Here is a 20,258-nt window from a genome sequence, read left to right as displayed (position 1 = left end):
GCTGGTACGGCTTCGAGGATACCGCCTGGATTGAGCGCTTCGGCTGCCGGTTCACTCTGGCCATGGACGGCATCTCCCTGCTGATGGTGCTGCTGACCGGCTTTCTGCAGGTGATCGTAACGATCATCTCCTGGCACCAGAAGAAACACGCCGCCCTCTTCTACTCCCTGCTGCTGCTGCTCGAATCGGGGATTCTCGGCGTCTTTCTGGCCAGTGACCTGATCCTCTTCTACCTGTTCTGGGAGATGATGCTGATCCCGATGTTTTTCCTGATCGGGGTCTGGGGACACGGCCCACGAGTCTACGCGGCGGTTAAATTCTTCATCTTCACCCTGACCGGCAGCCTGCTGATGCTGCTGGCCATGCTCGGGCTCTACCTGCTGCACGGCCAGCAGACCGGCGACTACACCTTCGCCCTGGAAGCCCTCAAGCAGACCCAGCTCGGCGCCCTGGAGCCCTGGCTCTATGCCGGCTTCATACTCGCCTTTCTGGTCAAGCTGCCGGTCGTCCCCCTGCACACCTGGCTCCCCGACGCCCACACCGTGGCGCCGACCGCCGGCTCTCTCGACCTGGCGGGCCTGCTGCTGAAAACCGGTGCCTTCGGCATTCTGCGCTTCGCCTTTCCCCTATTTCCCGTGGCGGCTGCCGCCAGCCTGCCGCTTTTAGCGGCGCTGGCCCTGGTCAGCATCTACTATGCCGCCTGGATTGCCTGGCGCCAGAACGACATCAAGCGCCTGATTGCCTACTCCTCCATTTCCCACCTCGGCGTGGTCCTCCTCGGCATGGCTGCCGGCACCACGATCGCCCTGCAAGGAGCGATTCTGTTAATGGCCGCGCACGGCGTCACCACCGGCGCCCTGTTCGCCCTGGTTTCGATGATCCGCCGCCGCACCGGCACCCGCGATCTCGACCGTCTCGGTGGTCTGTGGCAGGAGACCCCGATTCTGGCTGCTTTCTTCCTCTTCTTCTCGCTGGCCTCTCTCGGCCTGCCGGGACTGGCCAACTTCAGCGGCGAAATCCTGGTCTTTGCCGGCACCTTCCAGCGCAATCCGCTCTGGGGCGCCCTGGCCCTGCCCGGCGTGGTCTTCGCCGCCGCCTACATCCTGCGCATGGTCCAGGGAGTGCTCTGGGGCACCCGCCCACCTGGGCGCAACTGGCCCGACCTCTCCTGGCGCGAGCTGCTGGCGCTGACGCCGCTGGCCCTGGTGACGCTCTGGCTCGGCCTCTATCCCGGCCCCTTTCTGCAACCGCTGCAGGAACCGGTGCGACTGCTGGTTGAGGGGCTAATGCTGGCACAGGGAGGGCTGCCGTGAGCGGACTCGAACTCTATTCCCTGCTGCCGCTGCTGATCCTGGTTTTCGGCTCCACCTCGGTGCTCATGATCGGCGCCTGGAAACCGGCCCGCCGTCCACTGATCCTGATCGGCGTGGTCACGGCCGTCTCGGCGGCGATCGCTGCCGCCTTCTGGCCGGCACCTCTGGCCGAGGTCTCAGGGATGTTCAGCTGCGGCCCCTACGCCCGCTTCTTCACCGTCCTCTGGTCGCTGTCGGCAGGGATGTGCCTGCTCCTCTCGCTGCGCTACGGTGAGGACCGCCACTTCCCCGGCGGTGAGTACACCTCGCTGGTCCTCTTTGCCGCCGCCGGCATGGGCCTGCTCTCCGCCGCCACCTCACTGATCGGGATCTTTCTCGGCCTTGAATCCTTCACCCTGGTCCTCTACATCCTGATCGCCATCGACAAAAACTGCGCCTTTGGCACCGAAGCCGGACTCAAGTACCTGGTCATGGGGATTGTTGCTACCGGCCTGCTTTCCTTCGGCATCGCCCTGATTTACACCGCCACCGGCACCTTCCATCTCCCTGAGGCGATGACTGGACTCGGCACCGAATCGGGCCTGCGCCCCCTGGGTCTGCTCGGCTGGGGGATGCTGCTGTGCGCCATCGGCTTCAAAGCCTCACTGGTCCCCTTCCACCTGTGGACCCCGGATGTCTACCAGGGTGCTCCGTCGCCTGTCACCGCCCTGTTGTCGACCGGCGCCAAAGGTTCGCTGCTGGCCGCCCTGATTGTCGTCATGCAGGGCATTCCGACTCCGTCCTTGGCCGATTTGGCCCCGGTCCTCTGGGCGCTGGCGGTCCTCTCCATGCTGGTCGGTTCCCTCTGCGCCCTGCGGCAGACCAACATCAAACGCATGCTGGCCTACTCGTCGGTCGTTCACATGGGCTATGTGCTGATCGCTCTCCTCGCTGGAGGCAGCGCCGGCTTCAGTGCGGTGGTCTTCTACCTGGTGGTCTACACCGCCGCCAACTTCGGCGCCTTCGGCGTGATCACCTCCTTCGCCATCCAGGGGCAGGAACCGCAGGAGTACGCTGACCTGGCCGGCCTTGGTTATCACCACCCGCGGCGCAGCGCGGCGCTGGCCTTTTTCCTTTTGTCGTTGGCCGGAGTACCGCCTGCGGCCGGCTTCATCGGCAAGTTCGGCGTCTTCTATGCCGCCATCGAAGCAGGCTACCTGGGCCTGGCCTTGCTCGGCGTGCTGGCCTCGATCCTCTCTATCGCCTATTACCTGCGACCGATTATCGTTCTCTTCATGGCCGACGAGCGCGCAGTGTGCCTGCATCGCGGTGTCCTCGAAGAACACGGGGTACTGGCTTTCTGCTTGGCCGCCACCCTGCTGCTGGGCCTCTATCCCGGCCCGCTGCTCGATTTGGTCTTGACCATTTTACCCGGATAAGGAGTATTTCAATGAATCCAACCATCGACCAACAGATCGCGACTTTCCTCGAATCCCCGGCCTTCGGCGTGGTCGGCGCTTCCCCAAATCGCGACAAGTATGGCAACAAGGTGCTGCGCTGCTACCTGATGCGCGGGCGCAGGGCGATTCCGGTCCATCCGGCCCAAAAGGAGATCGAGGGCCTTGCCTGTGCAGCTTCGGTCACCGAACTCCCCGCCGAGGTGCAGAGCATCTCGATGATCACACCGCCGCAGGTGACGGAAAAAGTGGTTGAAGCCGCCATCGCCAAGGGGATCAAGAACATCTGGATGCAGCCCGGCGCCGAAAGCCCGGCCGCAGTGGAAGCCTGCCGCAACGCCGGCATCAACGTCATTGCCGACGGCAGCTGCCTGCTGGTGGTACTCGGCTACAGCGAGCACTGAAAGCGATGAAACGTCTTCTGACCCTGCTGCTTCTGCTGCTGACCGGCTGTATCCGGACCCCGGATGGCATCACGGCAGTCGAAGACTTCGAGATTAACCGTTATCTGGGCACCTGGCATGAGATCGCCCGCCTCGACCATTCCTTCGAGCGGGGCCTGACCCGCGTCACGGCGACCTATTCTCTTCGCGAAGATGGCGGCATCCGGGTATTAAACCGCGGCTACAACCCCACTTCCGGACAGTGGAAGCAGGCCGAGGGGAAAGCGTATCTACTTGGCAGTCCCAGCACCGGGGCTTTCAAGGTTTCCTTCTTCGGACCCTTTTACGCCAGCTACAACATCATCGCCCTGGACAGGGCCGACTACGGCCATGCCATGGTCTGCGGTCCCAACCGCTCTTATCTCTGGATTCTTGCCAGAACTCCGAGGCTGCCCTCCCCGGTTCTGCAGCAATTGTTAAGACAAGCCGAAAACCTCGGATTTGCTACCGACCAACTTATTTTAGTCGACCAGGTTGAACCATGAAAAAACTTGTCAGACGTCGGTCGTTTCTGCTAGCCTTCGCCGGCAGCAACCCGGACTGGCAAAGCCTGGGCCTGCCCGTGCTGAAAACAACAAATTCGAGGACCGCTTACCCCCATGCCTGATTTTTTCTGCCTGCCCTTTTCCACCCACCCCCTGCGCGACGCCCTCTACGACGAACTGCACGCCCGCCCGTTCCACCTGGTGGCCACGCCGCAAAAGCTGACCCATCTGGCCTTTCGCGCCGAGGCGGCGGAGATGGATGCGGCCTTCGACCTGCTCTGCGACCTCTGCCGCCGCTACAGCGTCAACCAACCGGCCCCGGAGACGGTTTCCTTCATCCAGGACCTGGGCCGCTTTTCGGTGAGGTGGGAGCGGCACATGGAATTCTATGCCGTGACCTTCCTCTCGAGTTGCCAGGACAGCCCGACCCCCTTCGACACAACGGTATTGCAGCTGCTCCCCGCCGACTGGCTCGGTGCCCTGCCGGGAAGAGCGGTCGCCGCCTTCCACCTGGTCGTCGAGGAGGGCAGCACCCCCTGCGATCTCGATGTGCTCAGCCGGCATTTCGAAGGGCAAAAACTCATTATCAGCCGACCGAAGAACGGCAAGGCCCAGCTGTGCACGGCCTTCAAGCTGCACGGCGACGGCTTCGGCCGTTTTCATATCCGCAATCTCGGCATCGACGATTACCAGATGGGCCGGCTGGTGCAGCGGGTCATCGAACTGGAAACCTACCGGCTGCTGGCCCAGCTCTCCCTGCCGATCGCCAAGCGCATCGCCCCGGACTTGAGCGAAATGGATCGTCAACTCTCCGACATGCTCGGCAGCCTCTCCACCCTCGACAGCAGCAGGGCGGAGCGGGAACTGCTGTACCGCCTGTCCCGTCTGGCCGCGCGGCTGGAAACATACCGAACCGAAACCAACTATCGTTTTTCCGCCACCCGCGCCTATCACGATCTGGTCCTCAGCCGACTGCAGAATATCCGCGAGGTCGAGGTGGAAGAGCACATGTCGGTCAACGAATTTCTCAGCCGGCGACTGGTTCCGGCCCTGCGCACCTGCGAATCGGTACAGAACCGCCTCGAAGACCTGTCACGGCGCATCGAACGGGCCGGCGACCTGCTGCGAACCCGCGTTAACCTGACCATGCAGGAGCAGAACAAAAGCCTGCTCGCCTCCATGGACCGCCGCAGCCGGCTGCAGTTTCGCATGCAGGAAACGGTTGAAGGTCTTTCGGTCGCAGCCATCAGCTATTACATGGTCGGGCTGGTCAGCTATCTGCTCAGCGGCCTGCCGCTGGAGCACTGGCATCTGGAGAAAAAGGTCGTGCTGGCCTTTGCCGTACCGGCGGTTGTCGCACTGGTCTGGTGGATGACCCAGCGCATCAAGCACCGTCTGATCAAGGATCCCCTGGGGAAGGAGCAAAACACCTCCCACGGTTGACGTCTTCCTTGGAAACGAAAAAAGCCCCTGCAATGACAGGGGCTTTTTTCGTTTTATTCGGACCGGAGAAGCTACCCGGCCGAGATGCTGACAAAGACCAGGCCTTCCTGGCCGGTATTCTCGATCCCGTGGGCGATCCCCTCCGGTGCAATCAAAACCGTTCCGGGAGCGACCTCGCGCGGGGTGTCGCCGAGAAAGTTGCCGACCCCCTCCAGGATCACCCAGATATGATCGCCGGCATGCACATGCGGATGGATGTGCTGCCCGGGCAGCAGGCACCAGAGCGTGGTTCTGGAATGGGGCGTTTCCGCCAGCGCGATCTTGCCGGCTTTTTCCTTGTTGAAGGCGACCTTGTCCTTGTAATCGTGAAATACGGTTGTCATGCGGCACTCCCCCGAAAAAAATAAAAGGCGCCCCGGCGGCTATCGCCGGGGCGCCATGAGCTTACATCAGAACGGCTGATAATTTCAAGCCTTGCTGACCTGAACGGCGGCCAGATTGCTCCCTGCCGACATGACCTGCTGGATGTTCATCTCGGCAAAGTGGTACGGGGCGAAGAGCAGCCCGGCCTGCACCTTGCTGCTGAGCTTGACCTTCCCTTGGGCCGAGCCGGCGGCGGAGGTCACCTTGACCGCATCGCCGTCCTTGACGCCACAGGTTTCGGCATCTGCAGGGTTCATTTCGACATAGCCGGCAGGTGCCACCACCAGGGTGCCGTCGGCAAAGGTCGAAGTGGTTCCGAAGTGGAAGAGAATCTTGCCGCTGAGCAGCTTGAGCCCTTCGGCCGCAGCATCCGGCCCCTTGACCTCGGAGAAGGTCATGCTCTGCTCGGCCGGAACGAACCGGCTGCGAACAGCGTGGCGGCATTTTCCGCCACCGCAGGCAGTGGCCTTGCCGTAAGCGGGCACCAGCTGCTTGATTTCGGCGATGACAGCGGCCAGGCTGACCGCTTCGGCCCTGGGCGCCAAGCGCGCGTAGAGCTGCGCGAAAATCTCGAAATCTTCACGGGCATCACCGACGGGCTTGCGGGCCTTGCCGAGTTTGCTGAGTTGATGATCGAGGGAGGTCACGCTGCCGTTCTTTTCGACATCGGCGGCGCCGGGCAGCACCACATCGGCCAGCTCGGTCAGACCGGAGGCGAGGATATCCTGCACCACCAGGAAGTCGACCTTATCGAGCGCCTTCTGCCAGCGACCGCTGTCAGCGAAGGATACGGCGGGATTGGTCGCGGCCAGGTAGAGCACCTTGATCTCGCCTTTTTCGATTCCCTCGAGAATCCCCTGGGCATCGAGTCCCTTGGCCGGCAGCGCAGTGCCCCAGGCTTTTTCGAATTCGGTTTTGGCCGTGGAAAAGTCTTTCAGACCGGGGAGCAGGTCGGTGGCCACGCCCATATCAAGCAACCCCTGGGTATTGCCTTTTTCGTCGATCGGAAAAAGTCCGCCGGCTTCGCTGCCGACCGCACCGCACACAAGAGCGAGATTGGCCAGTGCCAGCACCTTGTCCTTGGCCCCTTCGCTGCGGGTCACGTCGGCGCCAAAGATCATCGCGACGTTTTTGGCGTTGCCCAGGTAGGCAGCGGCTTCTTCGAGCAACGCTTCGCTGACGCCGGTCGCCTCGACCGCTTTTTTCAAATTCACCGATTTCAGCTGTTTCTTGATGTCGGCGGCATTCTTCACGTATTTGGCCAGGTAGTCCTCGTCAGCCAGGCCCTTGTCGAGGATGATTTTGGCCAGGGCACCGGCCAGGGCCACTTCGGAGCCGGGCTTGTAATTGAGATGGGTATTGGCATAGCGGGTCAGCTTGACCTGGCGCATGTTGGCAACGACCAGCTTACCGTTCTGTTTGCGGCAAGCTTTTTCAATCTGCCAGTCAACCGCGGGAGCCTCTGCTGTGACATCGGCGCCAAAGACCAGCACGGCATCGGCCAGAGCGATGCTCTCGATGGTATTGCTGGCCCCCTCGACGCCCAGTGCCGCCTTCAGGGCGCTGAGGGCGCGCAGAGAACCGAAACGGGCTTCGCTGTCGATATTGTTGGTACCTACCGCCACCCGGAAGAGTTTCTGCAGCAGGTAGTTTTCTTCGTTGCTCAAGCGGGGCGAACCGAGTGCCGCCACGGCAGAAGGGCCGACTTCGCGGATCTTGCCGGCCACCAGGCCGAGCGCCTCGTCCCAGCTGGCCGGAGCGGACTTGACCAGCGGCTGGGTCAGCCGCTGGGGGGCATCGAGGTAACCATGGCCGAAAAAACCGCCGACACAGAGGTTGCCGTCGTTAACGGTCGTCCCGTCTTCCGAGGTCATCCGCAGCACTTTGCCGTTTCTGACGTTGACGTCGATCTGGCAGTGACTCGGGCAGTAGGTGCAGACCGACGGAACTTTGGTCAGTTCCCAGGGGCGGGCCTTGAACTTGAAGGTCTTGGAGATCATGGTTCCGGTCGGGCAGACCGAGACACAGTTACCGCAGAACTCGCAGAGATCGACATTCTTGTCGACGAAGCTTTTGTCCCCCTTGTCGTTGACGAACAGGGCGCTGGAACCGACCGTTTCGTGGCAGACCTTGACGCACTTTTCGCACAGAACGCAGCGGGAAGGAACCTGCTGAATCAGCGGCCAGGCGTTGATCTCCGGGGGATTGACATCCTCGGCCTCGAAGGGCTGCCGGGTGACGTTGAATTCGTAGCAGACGTTCTGCAGATCGCACTCACCGGCGGCATCGCAGACCGGGCAATCGAGGGGATGGTTGACCAGCAGCAGCTCCACGATCTGCTTGCGGATGGCGAACAACTTCTCCGACTGAGTGGTGACAACAATGCCTTCCTTGACCGGGGTATTGCAGGCGGTCATCGGCCGGGCCACGCCCTCGATCTCCACCACGCAGATCCGGCAGGCGCCGGTCGGGGAAACTTTCTGCAGCCAGCAGAGCGTCGGAATCCGTACACCCACCTGCAGGGCAGCGTCCAGAATCGTCGATCCAGCGGGCACACTAGCTGTCTTGCCGTCAATTGTCAAAGTGACCATATGATTTTCACCTCAAAGCCTGGCTAAAGACGAAAGGGCCAAGGCACGGTTCACACCGGCTCCCCAACCCCTCGAACCTGGTAACGTTTCTCTCATTTACATGGCGAGCATGGCGACGCGGTAGCAGCGGAGGCAGCGTTCCGCTTCCTGCACCGCCTGACTGTCGGTGAAGCCGAGTTCCACTTCGCAGTAGTTCTTCAAGCTGGCCCGCTCGCGACCGTGAATTTCTTTCTGGTGGGCCCGGGCAACCGAATCGAGCCAGGGCACCTGCTCATTTTTGTCGTAGACACTGACGTGGCTCAGGATGTCTTCGAGAATCTCTTCGTCGCTCAGATACGCCTTGCCTTCTTCGAGCCAGCGTTGAATGACCCGGGCGGCGCGATGAGCGTTGCCGACGCAGGCAACCACGGTCAGCGGTCCGATCTCGGCATCACCGCCGGCAAAGACTCCTTCCAGGTCGGTGATCAGCGTCCGGCTCAGGGGGTTGCCCATGGGGTCGTTGAGATCCCGGCCCTTGGGGCTTTTGAGGGGGAGCGACTTGGTCACCACCGTGTTCCACTTGGTGATATCGATCCCCATTTTCTCGGGGATGAAGGAAAGGTCGGGATCCTGGCCGATAGCCGGGATGACGGTATCGCACTCTACCACGAACTCGCTCCCCTCCACCGGCTGCGGCCGACGTCGCCCGGAAGCGTCGGGCTCACCGAGCTCCATGCGGACGCACTCGACACCGGTAACCTGCTCCTTATCATCGACGATGATCTTGGTCGGCAGGACCAGGAACTCGAATCTTACCCCTTCTTCGTCGGCGCCATCGACTTCCCAGACATCGGCCGGCATTTCCTTACGGGAACGCCGGTAGAGCAGGATCGATTCTTCGGCCCCTTCGCGCAGGGCGACCCGGACACAGTCGATAGCGGTGTTGCCGCCGCCGACGACGACCACTTTTTTGCCCATGCCGGTCGGCTTGCCCATGTAGGCTTCACGGAGAAAATCGATCCCGCCGGGGAGGAAGCCTTTATACCCCTTGTCTTCCCCTTCGACCCCCATCGGCTTGGAGCGATGGGCGCCGGGAGCCAGAAAGACGGCATCGTACTTTTCCTTCAGCTCGGGCAGAGTGATATCCTTGCCAACCCGCTTGCCGTAGATAATCTCGACCCCCAGGGCGCTGATGATATCGATATCACGCTGCAGGATATGACGGGGCATACGGTAAGCGGGGATGCCGACGGCGATCATGCCGCCGCCGAAGCCTTCGGGCAACGCTTCGTAAATGGTGACCGGGTAGCCTTCAAGGGCCAGGTAGTAAGCGGCCGCCAGGCCGGCAGGGCCGGCGCCGACCACGGCCACGGTCTTGTTTTTGCGTGGTTTCGCCTGCATCGGCGGGTTCTGATGATGCTGCCACTCGTAATCGGAGGCGGTTCGCTTGAGCACCATGATGCTGACCGCCTCATCAACATTCTTGCGCCGGCAGGCCGTCTCGCAGGGATGCGGACAGACCCGGCCGCACACCGAAGGAAGCGGCATGTTCTCGCGGATGGTCGAAAGTGATTCCTCGAAGCGGTAGTCCTTGATCTCTTCGATATACGCCGGGATGTCAATGTGAGCCGGGCAACGGTCCTGACAGGGCGCGGTCAGCTTATCCACATACCGGGACTCGGACTTGGCCTTGCGCTCGCCGCCGATGTAGGCGAGGTAGTCTGCCCGGAAATGCTTGATGGTATCGATCACCGGCACTGCAGAAGTCATGCACAGGGTGCATTTGCAGTTCTGCATCAGGTCGCCGATGGTTTCGATGGTCGTCAGATCGCCTTCCTCGCCGTGGCCAGAAAGAATCCGGGCCAGGGTGTCCTGCATGACCCTGGTGCCGCGCTTGCCCGGGGTGCACTTGGCGCAGCAGTAATCTTCCTGCACCCGCCTGGCATACTCGGCCGCCATGGCGACCACGTCGACTTTGGGGTCGGTGACGATGACACCGTCCCACCCCATGAAAGCACCCCAGGGACGGCTGCCGTCGAAAGTGACCGGCATCTTCTGGTAGGCGCCCTCGGCTTCGGCGCTACCTCCCTGGCGATTATCTACAATGTTTCTTCCCCAGCTGGAAAAAATGACTTGAGACAAGATCGACCTCCTGTGGAACCCATTCTTAACCGCAAACAAACGAACGGAAACCCCTTGTAAAAGGGGAAAGACCGCGCCCTTTCGGCGATCGCCTCCCCCTATCTTGTATACAGTATGCAGTTAGATAGCACAAATGGAAGACCTAAAGCAAGGCAAAATTTGCGCATTTCCCATTGTAACGGGGTCGTTCGGAATCGGCGGGCACTTTAACCAACCATTCGGAAAAAAATCGGGCCGACAGGATTTTTTACGGAAGCCGGGGGAATTCAGAAATAATAGACCAGGTGCCGGGCAGTAATTTATTCTCTTCGCGAAACTCCCATTCGAGTTGGATTCGCTCCTTTTTCACCGTCGCCGAAGGCAACATGTAATATTCGAGGACATGCCAGACGATGACCTTCCGGCCGTCAGCCCGGAACTCAACCCGCTCGATATCGAAATCGACGACCCGGAGATCCTCGTTGTCAGCAAAACGTTCGAGAAAATCACCGCGTACGGATTCAGCCATGTGCTGCGCCGCACCTGAATAATCAAGCCAGCGCAATCGCTTGGCAAAGTCCTCATTACTCGCGGGGAACATCTCCACCGGTCGCACCACAGTGGCACAGGCCAGCAGAGCCAGCAGCATCAATGCTGCAGAGAAACAGCGCCAAACGGTTCTCCCCACCATGAAGGTCTCCTTATTGCTGCAAAAAAAATGCTTGCCAGTCCGTCATCCTGCGCTAAACTGCCCTTGTCCTGCCAAAAAGCGGAGAAACCACCCAATGAAGCCGGTTGAGATTTATACCAAGAATTATTGCCCCTACTGCTGGCGAGCCAAGGAACTGCTGCGCATCAAGGGGGTCCGTTTTCAGGAATACGACATCGCCGACGACCGGCCACGGGCGAAAGAGATGGTCAAGCGCTCCGGCAGGGAAACGGTCCCGGAAATTTTCATCGATGGCACCCACATCGGCGGCTGCGACGAGCTGTTCGAGCTGGATGAACAGGGACTGCTCAACCGCCTGCTCGAGCTCACGCAGCCGAGCGGCGGATGAACTCCATCAGCTCCAGCGCCAGTTCAACCTTGCCGAAGGGCGGCATCAGGTAATAGCCGCCGACCTTGCCCCGCCCCGCCTCGACCAGTTCCCTGGCAATCGACATCCCCTCCCTGACCCCTTCCGCCCCCTGCTTGCCCCGCATCCGCATCCGCACCTCGTCGGGCAAGGTAATGCCGGGAACCTCGTTATGCAGGAACTCGGCGTTGCGTTCACTGACCAACGGCAAAATCCCCACCAGCACCGGGATGTCGAGATCCGCGGTTCGCTCCAGCATCTCCTCCATCACCCGGATCGAATAGACCGGCTGGGTCTGCACAAAACGCGCCCCGGCCGCCATCTTCTTACCCAGCCGACGCAGCTGACCGTCCATGCTCGGCAGGTTCGGGTTGAAGGCGGCACCAAGCAGAAAGCGGGTCTGCCCTTCCAATTCGGCCCCGAGAGAATTTTTGCCGTTGTTAAGCGCATTGAGCAACTCAAGCAGGCCGATCGAGTTGAGATCGAAAACGCTGGTTGCTCCTGACTCGCCACCGACCGCGACCGGATCGCCGGTGACCGCCAGCACGTTTCGGATGCCCAGCAGGTGGGCGCCCATCAGCTCGGAATGGAGTCCGATCAGGTTGCGATCGCGACAGGTGACATGAACGATCACCTCGGTGCCCGTGGCTTGCTGGATGGTGTTGGCCAGAGCGATGTTCCCCAGGCGGATACGGGCCAGCGGGTTTTCCGCCAGGCTGATGGCGTCGACCCCGGCAGCGGCCAGAGCCCGGGCGCCGGCCAGCACCTTGTCGCAGTTCAATCCCCGCGGCGGGTCGAGTTCGACCGTCACCACCGGCCGCCGTCCCCATTCGCAGAGAAAATTCTTTTCCGAAACGGCTGCGGCCGGGCGGGCGACCTCCGCCTCGGGGGCCTTCACCGCGCGGCTCACGGCCGCCGGGCGCAGCCCCTCCAGCGCCTGGGCCAGGGCCCGGATATGCTCCGGTGTGGTGCCGCAGCAGCCGCCGACCAATCCCGCCCCCACCGCCGCCAGTTCCCGCCCCATGGCAGCGAAATACTCGGGGGTGGCCAGGTAGATGTAACGACCGTCGACAAACTCGGGGAACCCTGAATTGGGGAAAGCGGACAGGGGGAGCTTCGAAGCCGCCGCCATGCGCGACACTACCTGCAGCAGCTCGCGCGGGCCGGATCCGCAGTTGGCGCCAAGTACCGCTGCCCCGGCCGCCGTCAGCCGTCCGGCCGCCACCTCGGCGGAAACCCCGTCGCGGGTACGGCCCTCCTGCAGAAAAGCCATCTGGGCAATGGCCGGCAGACCGAACCCCTTGGCCAGTTCGAGCCCCAGCTCGAGATCATCCAGGTCGGAAAAGGTTTCCAGGATAAACAGGTCGACGCCGCCCTCGGCCAGCGCCTCCATCTGCTGCCGCAACACGGCCTCTTTCTGACTGCGGGGCAAAACCGCCACCTCGCCCCGGGGACGGGCGAGCGGACCGACCGAACCGGCGACAAAGGCCTGGTCACCGGCGACCTCCCGAGCCAGGCGGGCCCCGGCCAGGTTGATGTCGCGAACCTGGGCGTCAAGGCCGAAACCGGCCAGACGCAGGGCATTGGCACCGAAGGTGTTGGTTTCCAGCAGCTGCGCCCCGGCGGCCAGGTAGTCGCCATGCACGCGACGGATCTGTTCCGGGTCACGCAGGTTGAGATATTCGAAATTGGTGTCGAGCTGGATGCCGCGGCTGTACAGCAAGGTTCCCATGGCGCCGTCGCCGACCAGGACCTGCTGGGATATTTGCTCGAGAAACCGCTGGCTGCGGTGGCGACTACTGGGCATGGGACTATCCGTGAGAAGTGACGGGTGAGGCGCAAAGAGGGGAGACAAGTCCCCCTCCCTGCTCCTCACGACAGGCTAGGAACATTCCCGGACGATGGCGGTGTAGAACAGGTGCCCTTCCGACTCGGCTACGGCGAGAGACAGCTCCAGTCTCTGGATCGCCCCGTCCCGGCGCCGGCCGGGGAACTTGTGCAGCTTGCGAACCAGCTGGGCCGCATTGCTCTTGAGGTAGCCTTCGACGCCGGCGCTGTGAAACTCGGCACACTCCTCATGCACCAGGCGCGCCACCGACACGCCGAGGACTTCACGCTTGCTGTAGCCGAAAATCCGCTCAGCCTGGCGGTTAAAAAGAATGATCTGGCCGTTGCCGAGAAAGGAGATGATGCCGTCGCGGGCCGTCTCGGTCAGCACCCGGAAGCGTTTTTCCGACTCTTCCAGATGTGCGGTCTTCTCGCCGAGACGAACCATCATATCGTTGAAACCATCGATCAGGGTACCGATCTCATCCCGTCCGCGGCGGGGAATCGGTTTTTCAAAGCGCCCGGTGCGGACGATGTCCCGGATCACCAACCCGAGCCGAGCCAGCGGTGCGGTGACCGCCACCCGGATCAGCAACCCGAGACAGCAGACCAGGGCCAGCAGCACCCCGCCCGAGTAGAGCAGATCGGTACGGACTTTTTTCTGAATCTGCGCCTGCAGCTTGCCCATGGGAATCGACACCGAAACCGCCCCGATCACCTCGCCGATACGGTAATGAAACGACTGCTCGGTTTTATCGGGAAACATTTCATGGATAAAGGCGGGAGCCTCGGCCGGCACGTCATGGCAGGGCAGACAGCTCTGCTCGACGATAAAAGGGTGCAGGTAGCGGAATATCGGTTCTTCGTCGAGATAGGTCACCCGATAGGTCTCTTCGAGTGAAGGGTCCTGGTAAAACTGCTGGAGCATCACCGACTCGGAAGGGTCGGGAGCATTCTTGGGGTTACGGTAGCGTTCGGATATCTGGCGGATAGAGTAGCCGAGATCTTCGGCCACCAGTCCGCCCAGGCGGGTCGAAACCACCTGGGGGATGAGGCCGTAGCGTTCCCGGGTCAATTCGACCCCGCCCGCCTGCAGCTGGCTGGACACATACTGCCGGCTGCGAATGGCTGTCGAAGCGATGATGCGGGCCTTTTCCACCGCCTCCTCGACAATATAGTTCTTCTGCTGCCTGAAACTGACAAAAGAAAAGAGGCCGAAAAACGCCAGGAGAATAACCAGGATGATCAGGTTGATCTTGGTCTGCAGCCCGCGGTTGCGGAACAGGTCCATGACAGTTCTCTCCTTTTTGGGGCTGAAACGACCGGTGGCCGCCCGTGTCGGCCCGACTCTCAGGCGGGAAACACCCGCTGCAGAAACTGGCGGAGGATTTCCGCGGTCAGTCCCCAGATCTGGTGCCGGTCCACCGTGTAGAAGCCGACCGGATAAGTCCGGCCCTTGTGCCGCCAGTCTTCTTCGTGATAGATGGCGGGGTCGCGCAGGCGCTGCAACGGCAGTTCGATCACCTCGGCAATTTCATCACTATTTACAGTATACCGATATGGATAGGGAAATGTGCCGACAAACGGGGCCACATGGTAACCATGAATTGAAATACAGTCATCCAGCCGCCCCAGCATGCGGACGTCGGCGGCGGCAATCCCCATCTCCTCCTCGGTTTCCCGCAGGGCGGTCGCGGCCATGCCGGCGTCGCCGGCATGCCAGGCGCCGCCGGGAAAGGAGATCTCGCCCCGGTGGTGGTTGAGCGTCTCGGTACGCCGGGTAAACAGGACCATGTCCTCCCCCCCTTGCCTGAACAGCGGCAGCAGCACCGCAGCAGGGCGAAGCCCGGCATCCGGCAATGGCAGGTGGGGCTGCCGACCAAGTCGGCGCCGCACCAGTTCGTGATCGAGCATCAGACGGTTACCGAAATGGCATTCCTTTTCAGGGTATCGATGGTGGCCCGGTAGTCGCTGGTGTTAAACACGGCGCTGCCGGCCACCAGCACATCGGCGCCGGCGGCGACGATTCGGCCGATATTGTCGGTTTTCACCCCGCCGTCGACTTCCAGTTCCACCGCCAGGCCGCGCCGCTCGATTTCGCGCCGCAGCGCTTCGATCTTCGGCAGGCAGGCGGGGATGAAGCTCTGGCCTCCGAAACCGGGATTAACCGACATCACCAGCACCAGGTCGAGCTCGTCGAGAATCACCTCGAGGGTCGATACCGGGGTCGCCGGATTGATGGAAACACCGGCCTTTTTGCCGAGGCTGTGGATCAGCTGCACGGTCCGGTGCAGGTGGGGAACCGCTTCCTGGTGCACGGTGATGATATCGGCTCCGGCTTTGACGAAGTCGGGAATATACAGGTCGGGATTTTCGATCATCAGGTGGACGTCGAGGGGGAGCGAAGTCACCTTGCGCACCGCGTCGACCACCAGCGGACCGATGGTGATATTGGGCACGAAGTGACCGTCCATGACATCGATATGCACATAATCGGCGCCAGCGGCCTCGATGGCCCGGATTTCATCCCCCAGGCGGGCAAAATCCGCCGACAGGATCGAAGGTGCTATTTTTACCATGCTCGCGACTCCAATAGGTATAAAGACGATAACTGCTCTTCTTTGTAGCAGATTTACCGTCTGGGCCAAAGTAAATTATCCCGTGTCAGCCCTTGAGGCGACGAAAGGCCGTGGCGAAAAAGGCGTCCATGCCGTCATGCCGGTGAGGCCAGGTGTGCAGGCAGCCGTCATCGGCGAACAGCTCCTGCCAATGGGCCGGGGCCGCCCCGCGCAGATCCTCCTGCTCGAATTCGGGATGGGCGGCCAGAAACGCCTGAACCACCCCGGCGGTCTCCTCGGCGGTCAGGGTACACAGCGAGTAGAGCAGCCGACCGCCGGGCTTGACCAGGGCGGCCGCATTGGCCAGGATAAACCGCTGCTGCTCGGCCATCAGGGCGACGTCCTTGGCGGTCCGTCGCCAGCGGATCTCCGGGTTGCGCCGAAGCACGCCGAGACCGCTGCAAGGCGCATCGACCAGCACCCGGTCAAAGCTCTGCGGCGACAGGAAATCCGGCACACGGGTCAGATCCCAGGCCCGGGTCTCAATCCCCAGGCAGCCCAGCCGGCGGGCCCCGCTCTCCACCAGCCGCACCCGTTGCGGATGCAGGTCGAGAGCCAGCACAGCAACCGCGTTCTCGCCCAGGGCACAGACATGGGTGGTCTTGCCGCCGGGAGCCGAACAGGCATCGAGAATCCGCTCCTGCGGCCGGGCCCCGAGCAGGTGGGCGATCAGCATGCTCGCCTCGTCCTGCACCTGGTACCAGCCTTCGGCGTCGCCGGGAATGGGTCCGCCACTGCGGGCGGTGATGACCACCCCCTCGGGCGCGTAGGCGGTCGGTCGGGCCTCGAAACCGTTCTGCGCCAAGGCCTCAAGAAATGCCTCGCGGCTGATTTTCAACGTATTGACCCGCACTGTGAAGGGCGCCGGCTGCAGCAGGGCCTCGCCGATCACCACCGCTTCCTGCGCACCGAACTGCCTGACCCACGACTTGGCCAGCCAGTGGGGAAAGGCCATCAGCTTTTCCAGGTAAGGCACCGCGTCCGCCGGATCGGGCCAGGCAATTTCCTGCTGTTGCCGGATGATTGAACGAAGGATGCCGTTGATAAAGCCGGTGGCCCGCTCAAGGTTTTCCTGCCGGGCCAGTTCAACGGTTTCGTGCACGGCGGCCGGGGCCGGCACCCGATCGAGCATCAGCAGCTGATAGGCACCGAGCCGCAGCAGGGTCAGCACCCTTGGTTCGACCTTGGCCAGCGGCTTGCTGCAGAATTTGGTCAGGGCAAAATCGAGACGCCCGCGCTGGCGCAGTACCCCGTAGACCAGCTCGGTGACAAGCCCCCGGTCGCGGGGATCGATCCGTCCCGCCCTGGCGAGTTCGGCATCGAGGGTAAGGTCGGCATAGGCCCCTTCATCGACCCGGCAGAGGATGGAAAACGCCAGCTGGCGCGGATTGGCAGTAGACAAGGAGGCAACCTTTCAACGGAAAAAACCAGGGGCGCGCAAAGCGCGCCCCTGGTCAGCGGGATGATCTGTAACCGCGGAATCAGAGGATAGTCATACTTTCCAGGCGCCGCACCCGTTCTTCGACCGGGGGGTGGGTGGAAAAGAGCGACTTCAATCCGGAACCTCGCAGCGGGCTGACAATAAACATATGGGCGGTGGCTTCGTTGACCTTCGGCATCGGCTGCCGGCTGTTGGCCGCTTCGAGTTTCTTCAGGGCGCTGGCCAGATAATGGGGATTGCCGCACATCCTGGCGCCGCCCTTGTCGGCCTCGTATTCACGGGAGCGGGAGACCGCCATCTGCACCAGCATCGCGGCTATCGGCGCCAGGATCATCATCAGGATCATCGCCACCGGGTTGCTGTCCTCGTCATCGCGGCCGCCGAAGAGCATCGACCACTGGGCCATGTGCGACATATAGGAGATCGCCCCGGCGATGGTCGCTGCGATCGAGCCGATCAGAATATCCCGATGCTTGACGTGGCTCATTTCGTGGGCCATCACCCCCTTCAGCTCGTCGCGGGTGAGGATCTGCAGAATCCCCTCGGTGGCGGCCACCGCCGCATGCTGCGGGTTGCGCCCGGTGGCGAAAGCGTTGGGCGTCGGCTGGGGCAGGGTGTAGACCTTGGGCATCGGCAGGCTGTTGCCCTGGCAGATCTCCTGAACCACTTCGAACAGCGGACCGCTGGTCACTTCGGTGCCGCGGTACATCTTGAGCACGATTTTGTCGGAAAACCAGTAGGAGCCCAGGTTCATCACCGCCGCCATGACCAGGGCGATCAGGGCGCCCCCCTGGCCGCCAAGGGCGCCGCCGGCGCCGACCAGCACCAGCGTCAGCAGGGTCATCAGAAAAACGGTACGCAGGGTATTCATACGGTCATCACCTTTCAGGATTGTTTATTCATTTTCAACAGCAGCCGGGCAGCATTCCTCTAAAATATAATGACGGCGCCGGATGAAATCAAGGGGCGCCGTCATTAAAACCGTCTGCCAGCGAGGGCAGCTCACTCGAGCAAAGTCCCTGGAAGAAGCGGGCAGCCGCGCAGGAAATCGGCGGCGGCCAGGCGCTTTTTCCCCGGCAGCTGCAGCTCGCCGACCCGCAGTATGCCGTCGCCGCAGGCGATGCGCACACCGTCAGCGGCAGCGGACAGCACCGAACCGGGAGTCCCCGAGCCGGCCTCGACCGCGGTTTTGGCGATCTTCAGCACCTCCCCCTGCAGGGTCGTGTAGGCCCCCGGCCAGGGGTCGAGCCCGCGCACCTGGTTGTGAATCTGGCGGGCACTGCGGGTCCAGTCGATGCAACCGTCTTCTTTCTTCATCATCGGCGCGTAGTTAGTGAGGGCGTCGTCCTGTTTCTCCGCCACCAGGGTACCGGCGCAGAGCTGCCGCAGGGTTTCTTCCATCGCTTCGCGGCCGATCTGTGCCAGACGAACGTACAGCTCTCCGGCCGTTTCAAGGTCACCGATAGGGGTGGTGCGCTTGATCAGCATGTCGCCGGTATCGAGGCCGACATCCATGTACATGGTGGTCACGCCGGTCTCGCTCTCGCCGTCAACGATCGCCTTATTGATCGGCGCCGCCCCGCGATACCGGGGGAGCAGCGAGGCGTGCACGTTGATGCAGCCGTATTGGGGGATCTCCAGCACGCTCTTGGGCAGGATCTGCCCGAAGGCCACCACCACGATCAGGTCGGGCGCCAGCTGCCGCAGCTCTTCGACGACCGCCGGGTCGCGCAGCTTGACGGGCTGGTAAACGGGGATGTCATATTTGAGGGCCAGCTCCTTGACCGGTGGCGGCGCCAGCTTGTTGCCGCGCCCCTTGGGTCGGTCCGGCTGGGTGTAGACGGCGCACAGATTGAGGCCGAAATCGATCAGTCCCTGCAAAGTCGACAGGGCAAACTCCGGCGTTCCCATGAACACGGTTCGGATATCCTGAGGCTTGATCACATCTGCTCCCGTTGCTGTTCCAGAATTTTTTTGTATTTCTTGCGGAAAATCCCCTTTTTGAGCGGGGAAAGATGATCGACGAACAGGATGCCGTCGAGGTGGTCGAGCTCGTGCTGGATGCAGATGGCAAGCAGGCCGTCGGCGTCACGCTCCCGGGTCTGCCCATCGAGATCGAGATAGCGGACCCGGATCCTGGCGCTGCGATCCACCTTGGCGTAATAGGCGGGAACAGAAAGACACCCCTCCTCTTCGCAGGAGTCCCCCTCCCGTTCGATGATTTCGGGATTGATCAGGGTAAAAAGCTGGGGCGGCTCCCCCGAGGGGGCGCAGTCAATCACCGCCATGCGCCTGGAGACTCCGACCTGCGGCGCGGCCAGGCCGATGCCTGGGGCCGCGTACATCGTCTCGGCCATGTCGGCCGCCAGCCGGCGCAACTCGGCATCGACGGTGGCAACCGGTTCGGCAATCAGCTTGAGAACCGGATCCGGGTAGTGCCTGATGGGCAATATGGACATAACGAATCTCTTGATCGGGTTTAGCGTCAAATAGCCAGTTATTATGATACGTTCAGGCAGCGGCCAAAGTCAACCTTAAGCCGAAGCTCAAACCTCTCCGAAAAAAGAGAAAATTCCCTGCGCCCCCCTTGCTTTTCTTAGAATCTTCTGCGAAACTGTAAACCATACGCGTTAAAAATTACCCCATGTTTTAATTAACAGCACCCCGGTCACCTCCCACACCGTTCAGCCCAATCCGTGAGGAGCTCGCCATGAAAGAACGCCTGATCGCCGCCCACCTGCTCGACCAAACCGACGCCACCCCCCCTGAACTCGGCATCCTCGACGCCTGGAAAGTCCTCTCCCGGCTGGGGTCCCCCTGCCGTTATGGCGGCAAAAGCGTGGACGGACTCTATGAATACCTGGTGACCAATCCCCAAAACAGCCACACCATTGCCACCGGCAAAGGGTCCACCATACCGGCCGCCATCTGCGCCGCCGCCCTGGCGGCCCGGGAAGTCAACCCCGCCGCCTAAACCGGACACCGCCGCCAGTCAACGCAAACGCCCGGGGCCCGAAGCAATTGCTTCGGGCCCCGGGCGTTTCAGCGATCAAACCATCCCG

19 protein-coding genes are annotated in these 20,258 nt (G+C 62.0%); 7 read left to right on the top strand and 12 right to left on the bottom strand.

Going from position 1 to position 20,258, the window contains the following annotated elements; all coding sequences use genetic code 11:
• From ABYV89_RS04920 to ABYV89_RS04900, 5 genes are all read left to right on the top strand, one after another.
• The coding region (locus ABYV89_RS04920) for a complex I subunit 4 family protein (RefSeq protein ID WP_432821821.1) at positions 1–1,313 on the top strand (1,313 nt) is incomplete at its 5' end.
• Entirely contained in the window at positions 1,310–2,731 is a 1,422-nt protein-coding gene (locus ABYV89_RS04915; RefSeq protein ID WP_432821820.1) for an NADH-quinone oxidoreductase subunit N, read from the top strand. The genes ABYV89_RS04920 and ABYV89_RS04915, both read left to right, overlap by 4 nt.
• 11 nt (positions 2,732–2,742) lie before the next feature.
• The gene (locus tag ABYV89_RS04910) at positions 2,743–3,153 is read left to right on the top strand and encodes a CoA-binding protein (protein ID WP_432821819.1); all 411 of its coding nucleotides are present in this window, start codon (positions 2,743–2,745) and stop codon (positions 3,151–3,153) included.
• Positions 3,154–3,158: 5 nt separating this feature from the next.
• Complete coding sequence (locus ABYV89_RS04905; protein WP_432821818.1) at positions 3,159–3,677, top strand: lipocalin family protein; 519 nt, start codon at positions 3,159–3,161, stop codon at positions 3,675–3,677.
• Positions 3,678–3,791: 114 nt separating this feature from the next.
• Positions 3,792–5,120 (top strand): DUF3422 family protein, encoded by a 1,329-nt coding sequence (locus ABYV89_RS04900; protein WP_432821817.1) that lies wholly within the window; start codon positions 3,792–3,794, stop codon positions 5,118–5,120.
• A gap of 71 nt (positions 5,121–5,191) precedes the next feature.
• On the opposite strand, the gene ABYV89_RS04895 is transcribed toward ABYV89_RS04900, so the two are convergent.
• The 4 genes from ABYV89_RS04895 to ABYV89_RS04880 all read right to left on the bottom strand — a co-directional run bounded on the left by ABYV89_RS04895 (position 5,192) and on the right by ABYV89_RS04880 (position 10,925).
• On the bottom strand, positions 5,192–5,503 hold the full coding sequence (locus ABYV89_RS04895; RefSeq protein ID WP_432821816.1) for a cupin domain-containing protein: 312 nt from the start codon (positions 5,501–5,503) through the stop codon (positions 5,192–5,194).
• A gap of 84 nt (positions 5,504–5,587) precedes the next feature.
• Positions 5,588–8,134: a molybdopterin-dependent oxidoreductase gene (locus ABYV89_RS04890; protein WP_432821815.1), complete on the bottom strand. Its 2,547-nt coding sequence runs from the start codon at positions 8,132–8,134 to the stop codon at positions 5,588–5,590.
• Between the two features lie 96 nt (positions 8,135–8,230).
• Positions 8,231–10,255 (bottom strand): FAD-dependent oxidoreductase, encoded by a 2,025-nt coding sequence (locus ABYV89_RS04885; protein ID WP_432821814.1) that lies wholly within the window; start codon positions 10,253–10,255, stop codon positions 8,231–8,233.
• Between the two features lie 247 nt (positions 10,256–10,502).
• Positions 10,503–10,925, bottom strand: a complete 423-nt coding sequence (locus ABYV89_RS04880; protein ID WP_432821813.1) for a hypothetical protein — start codon at positions 10,923–10,925, stop codon at positions 10,503–10,505.
• Positions 10,926–11,019: 94 nt separating this feature from the next.
• On the opposite strand from ABYV89_RS04880, the gene grxC reads away from it, so the two are divergent.
• Positions 11,020–11,292 (top strand): glutaredoxin 3, encoded by a 273-nt coding sequence (gene grxC / locus ABYV89_RS04875; protein ID WP_432821812.1) that lies wholly within the window; start codon positions 11,020–11,022, stop codon positions 11,290–11,292.
• On the opposite strand, the gene ABYV89_RS04870 is transcribed toward grxC, so the two are convergent.
• From ABYV89_RS04870 to def, 8 genes are all read right to left on the bottom strand, one after another.
• Positions 11,270–13,117, bottom strand: coding sequence for a bifunctional homocysteine S-methyltransferase/methylenetetrahydrofolate reductase (locus ABYV89_RS04870; protein ID WP_432821811.1), 1,848 nt, complete (start codon positions 13,115–13,117; stop codon positions 11,270–11,272). The two genes, grxC and ABYV89_RS04870, sit on opposite strands and share 23 nt — an antisense overlap.
• Before the next feature lie 75 nt (positions 13,118–13,192).
• Positions 13,193–14,428, bottom strand: coding sequence for a c-type heme family protein (locus tag ABYV89_RS04865; RefSeq protein ID WP_432821810.1), 1,236 nt, complete (start codon positions 14,426–14,428; stop codon positions 13,193–13,195).
• Between the two features lie 59 nt (positions 14,429–14,487).
• Positions 14,488–15,051 (bottom strand): NUDIX hydrolase, encoded by a 564-nt coding sequence (locus tag ABYV89_RS04860; RefSeq protein ID WP_432821809.1) that lies wholly within the window; start codon positions 15,049–15,051, stop codon positions 14,488–14,490.
• Positions 15,051–15,716 (bottom strand): ribulose-phosphate 3-epimerase, encoded by a 666-nt coding sequence (rpe, locus tag ABYV89_RS04855; protein ID WP_432821808.1) that lies wholly within the window; start codon positions 15,714–15,716, stop codon positions 15,051–15,053. The genes ABYV89_RS04860 and rpe overlap by 1 nt, the downstream gene beginning before the upstream one ends.
• 85 nt (positions 15,717–15,801) lie before the next feature.
• Complete coding sequence (gene rsmB / locus ABYV89_RS04850) at positions 15,802–17,157, bottom strand: 16S rRNA (cytosine(967)-C(5))-methyltransferase RsmB (RefSeq protein WP_432821807.1); 1,356 nt, start codon at positions 17,155–17,157, stop codon at positions 15,802–15,804.
• A 79-nt stretch (positions 17,158–17,236) separates the two neighbouring features.
• A complete protein-coding gene (gene htpX / locus ABYV89_RS04845) occupies positions 17,237–18,067 on the bottom strand; it encodes a zinc metalloprotease HtpX (protein ID WP_432821806.1) in 831 nt (276 codons plus the stop codon).
• Between the two features lie 131 nt (positions 18,068–18,198).
• Positions 18,199–19,107, bottom strand: coding sequence for a methionyl-tRNA formyltransferase (gene fmt / locus ABYV89_RS04840; RefSeq protein ID WP_432821822.1), 909 nt, complete (start codon positions 19,105–19,107; stop codon positions 18,199–18,201).
• A gap of 29 nt (positions 19,108–19,136) precedes the next feature.
• Positions 19,137–19,655 carry a peptide deformylase gene (gene def / locus ABYV89_RS04835; RefSeq protein ID WP_432821805.1) on the bottom strand — a complete coding sequence of 173 codons (519 nt, stop codon included), beginning with the start codon at positions 19,653–19,655 and terminating at the stop codon, positions 19,137–19,139.
• Positions 19,656–19,906: 251 nt separating this feature from the next.
• Between def and ABYV89_RS04830 the strand changes: the two genes are divergently transcribed.
• Positions 19,907–20,170 (top strand): hypothetical protein, encoded by a 264-nt coding sequence (locus tag ABYV89_RS04830; protein WP_432821804.1) that lies wholly within the window; start codon positions 19,907–19,909, stop codon positions 20,168–20,170.
• Positions 20,171–20,258: the final 88 nt, after the last annotated feature.

This window comes from Trichloromonas sp. (assembly GCF_041583255.1).
Taxonomy (GTDB): Bacteria; Desulfobacterota; Desulfuromonadia; order Desulfuromonadales; family Trichloromonadaceae; genus Trichloromonas.
Note: the sequence above shows the minus strand (reverse complement) of the source record. Positions and strands in the feature narration are given on the sequence as shown.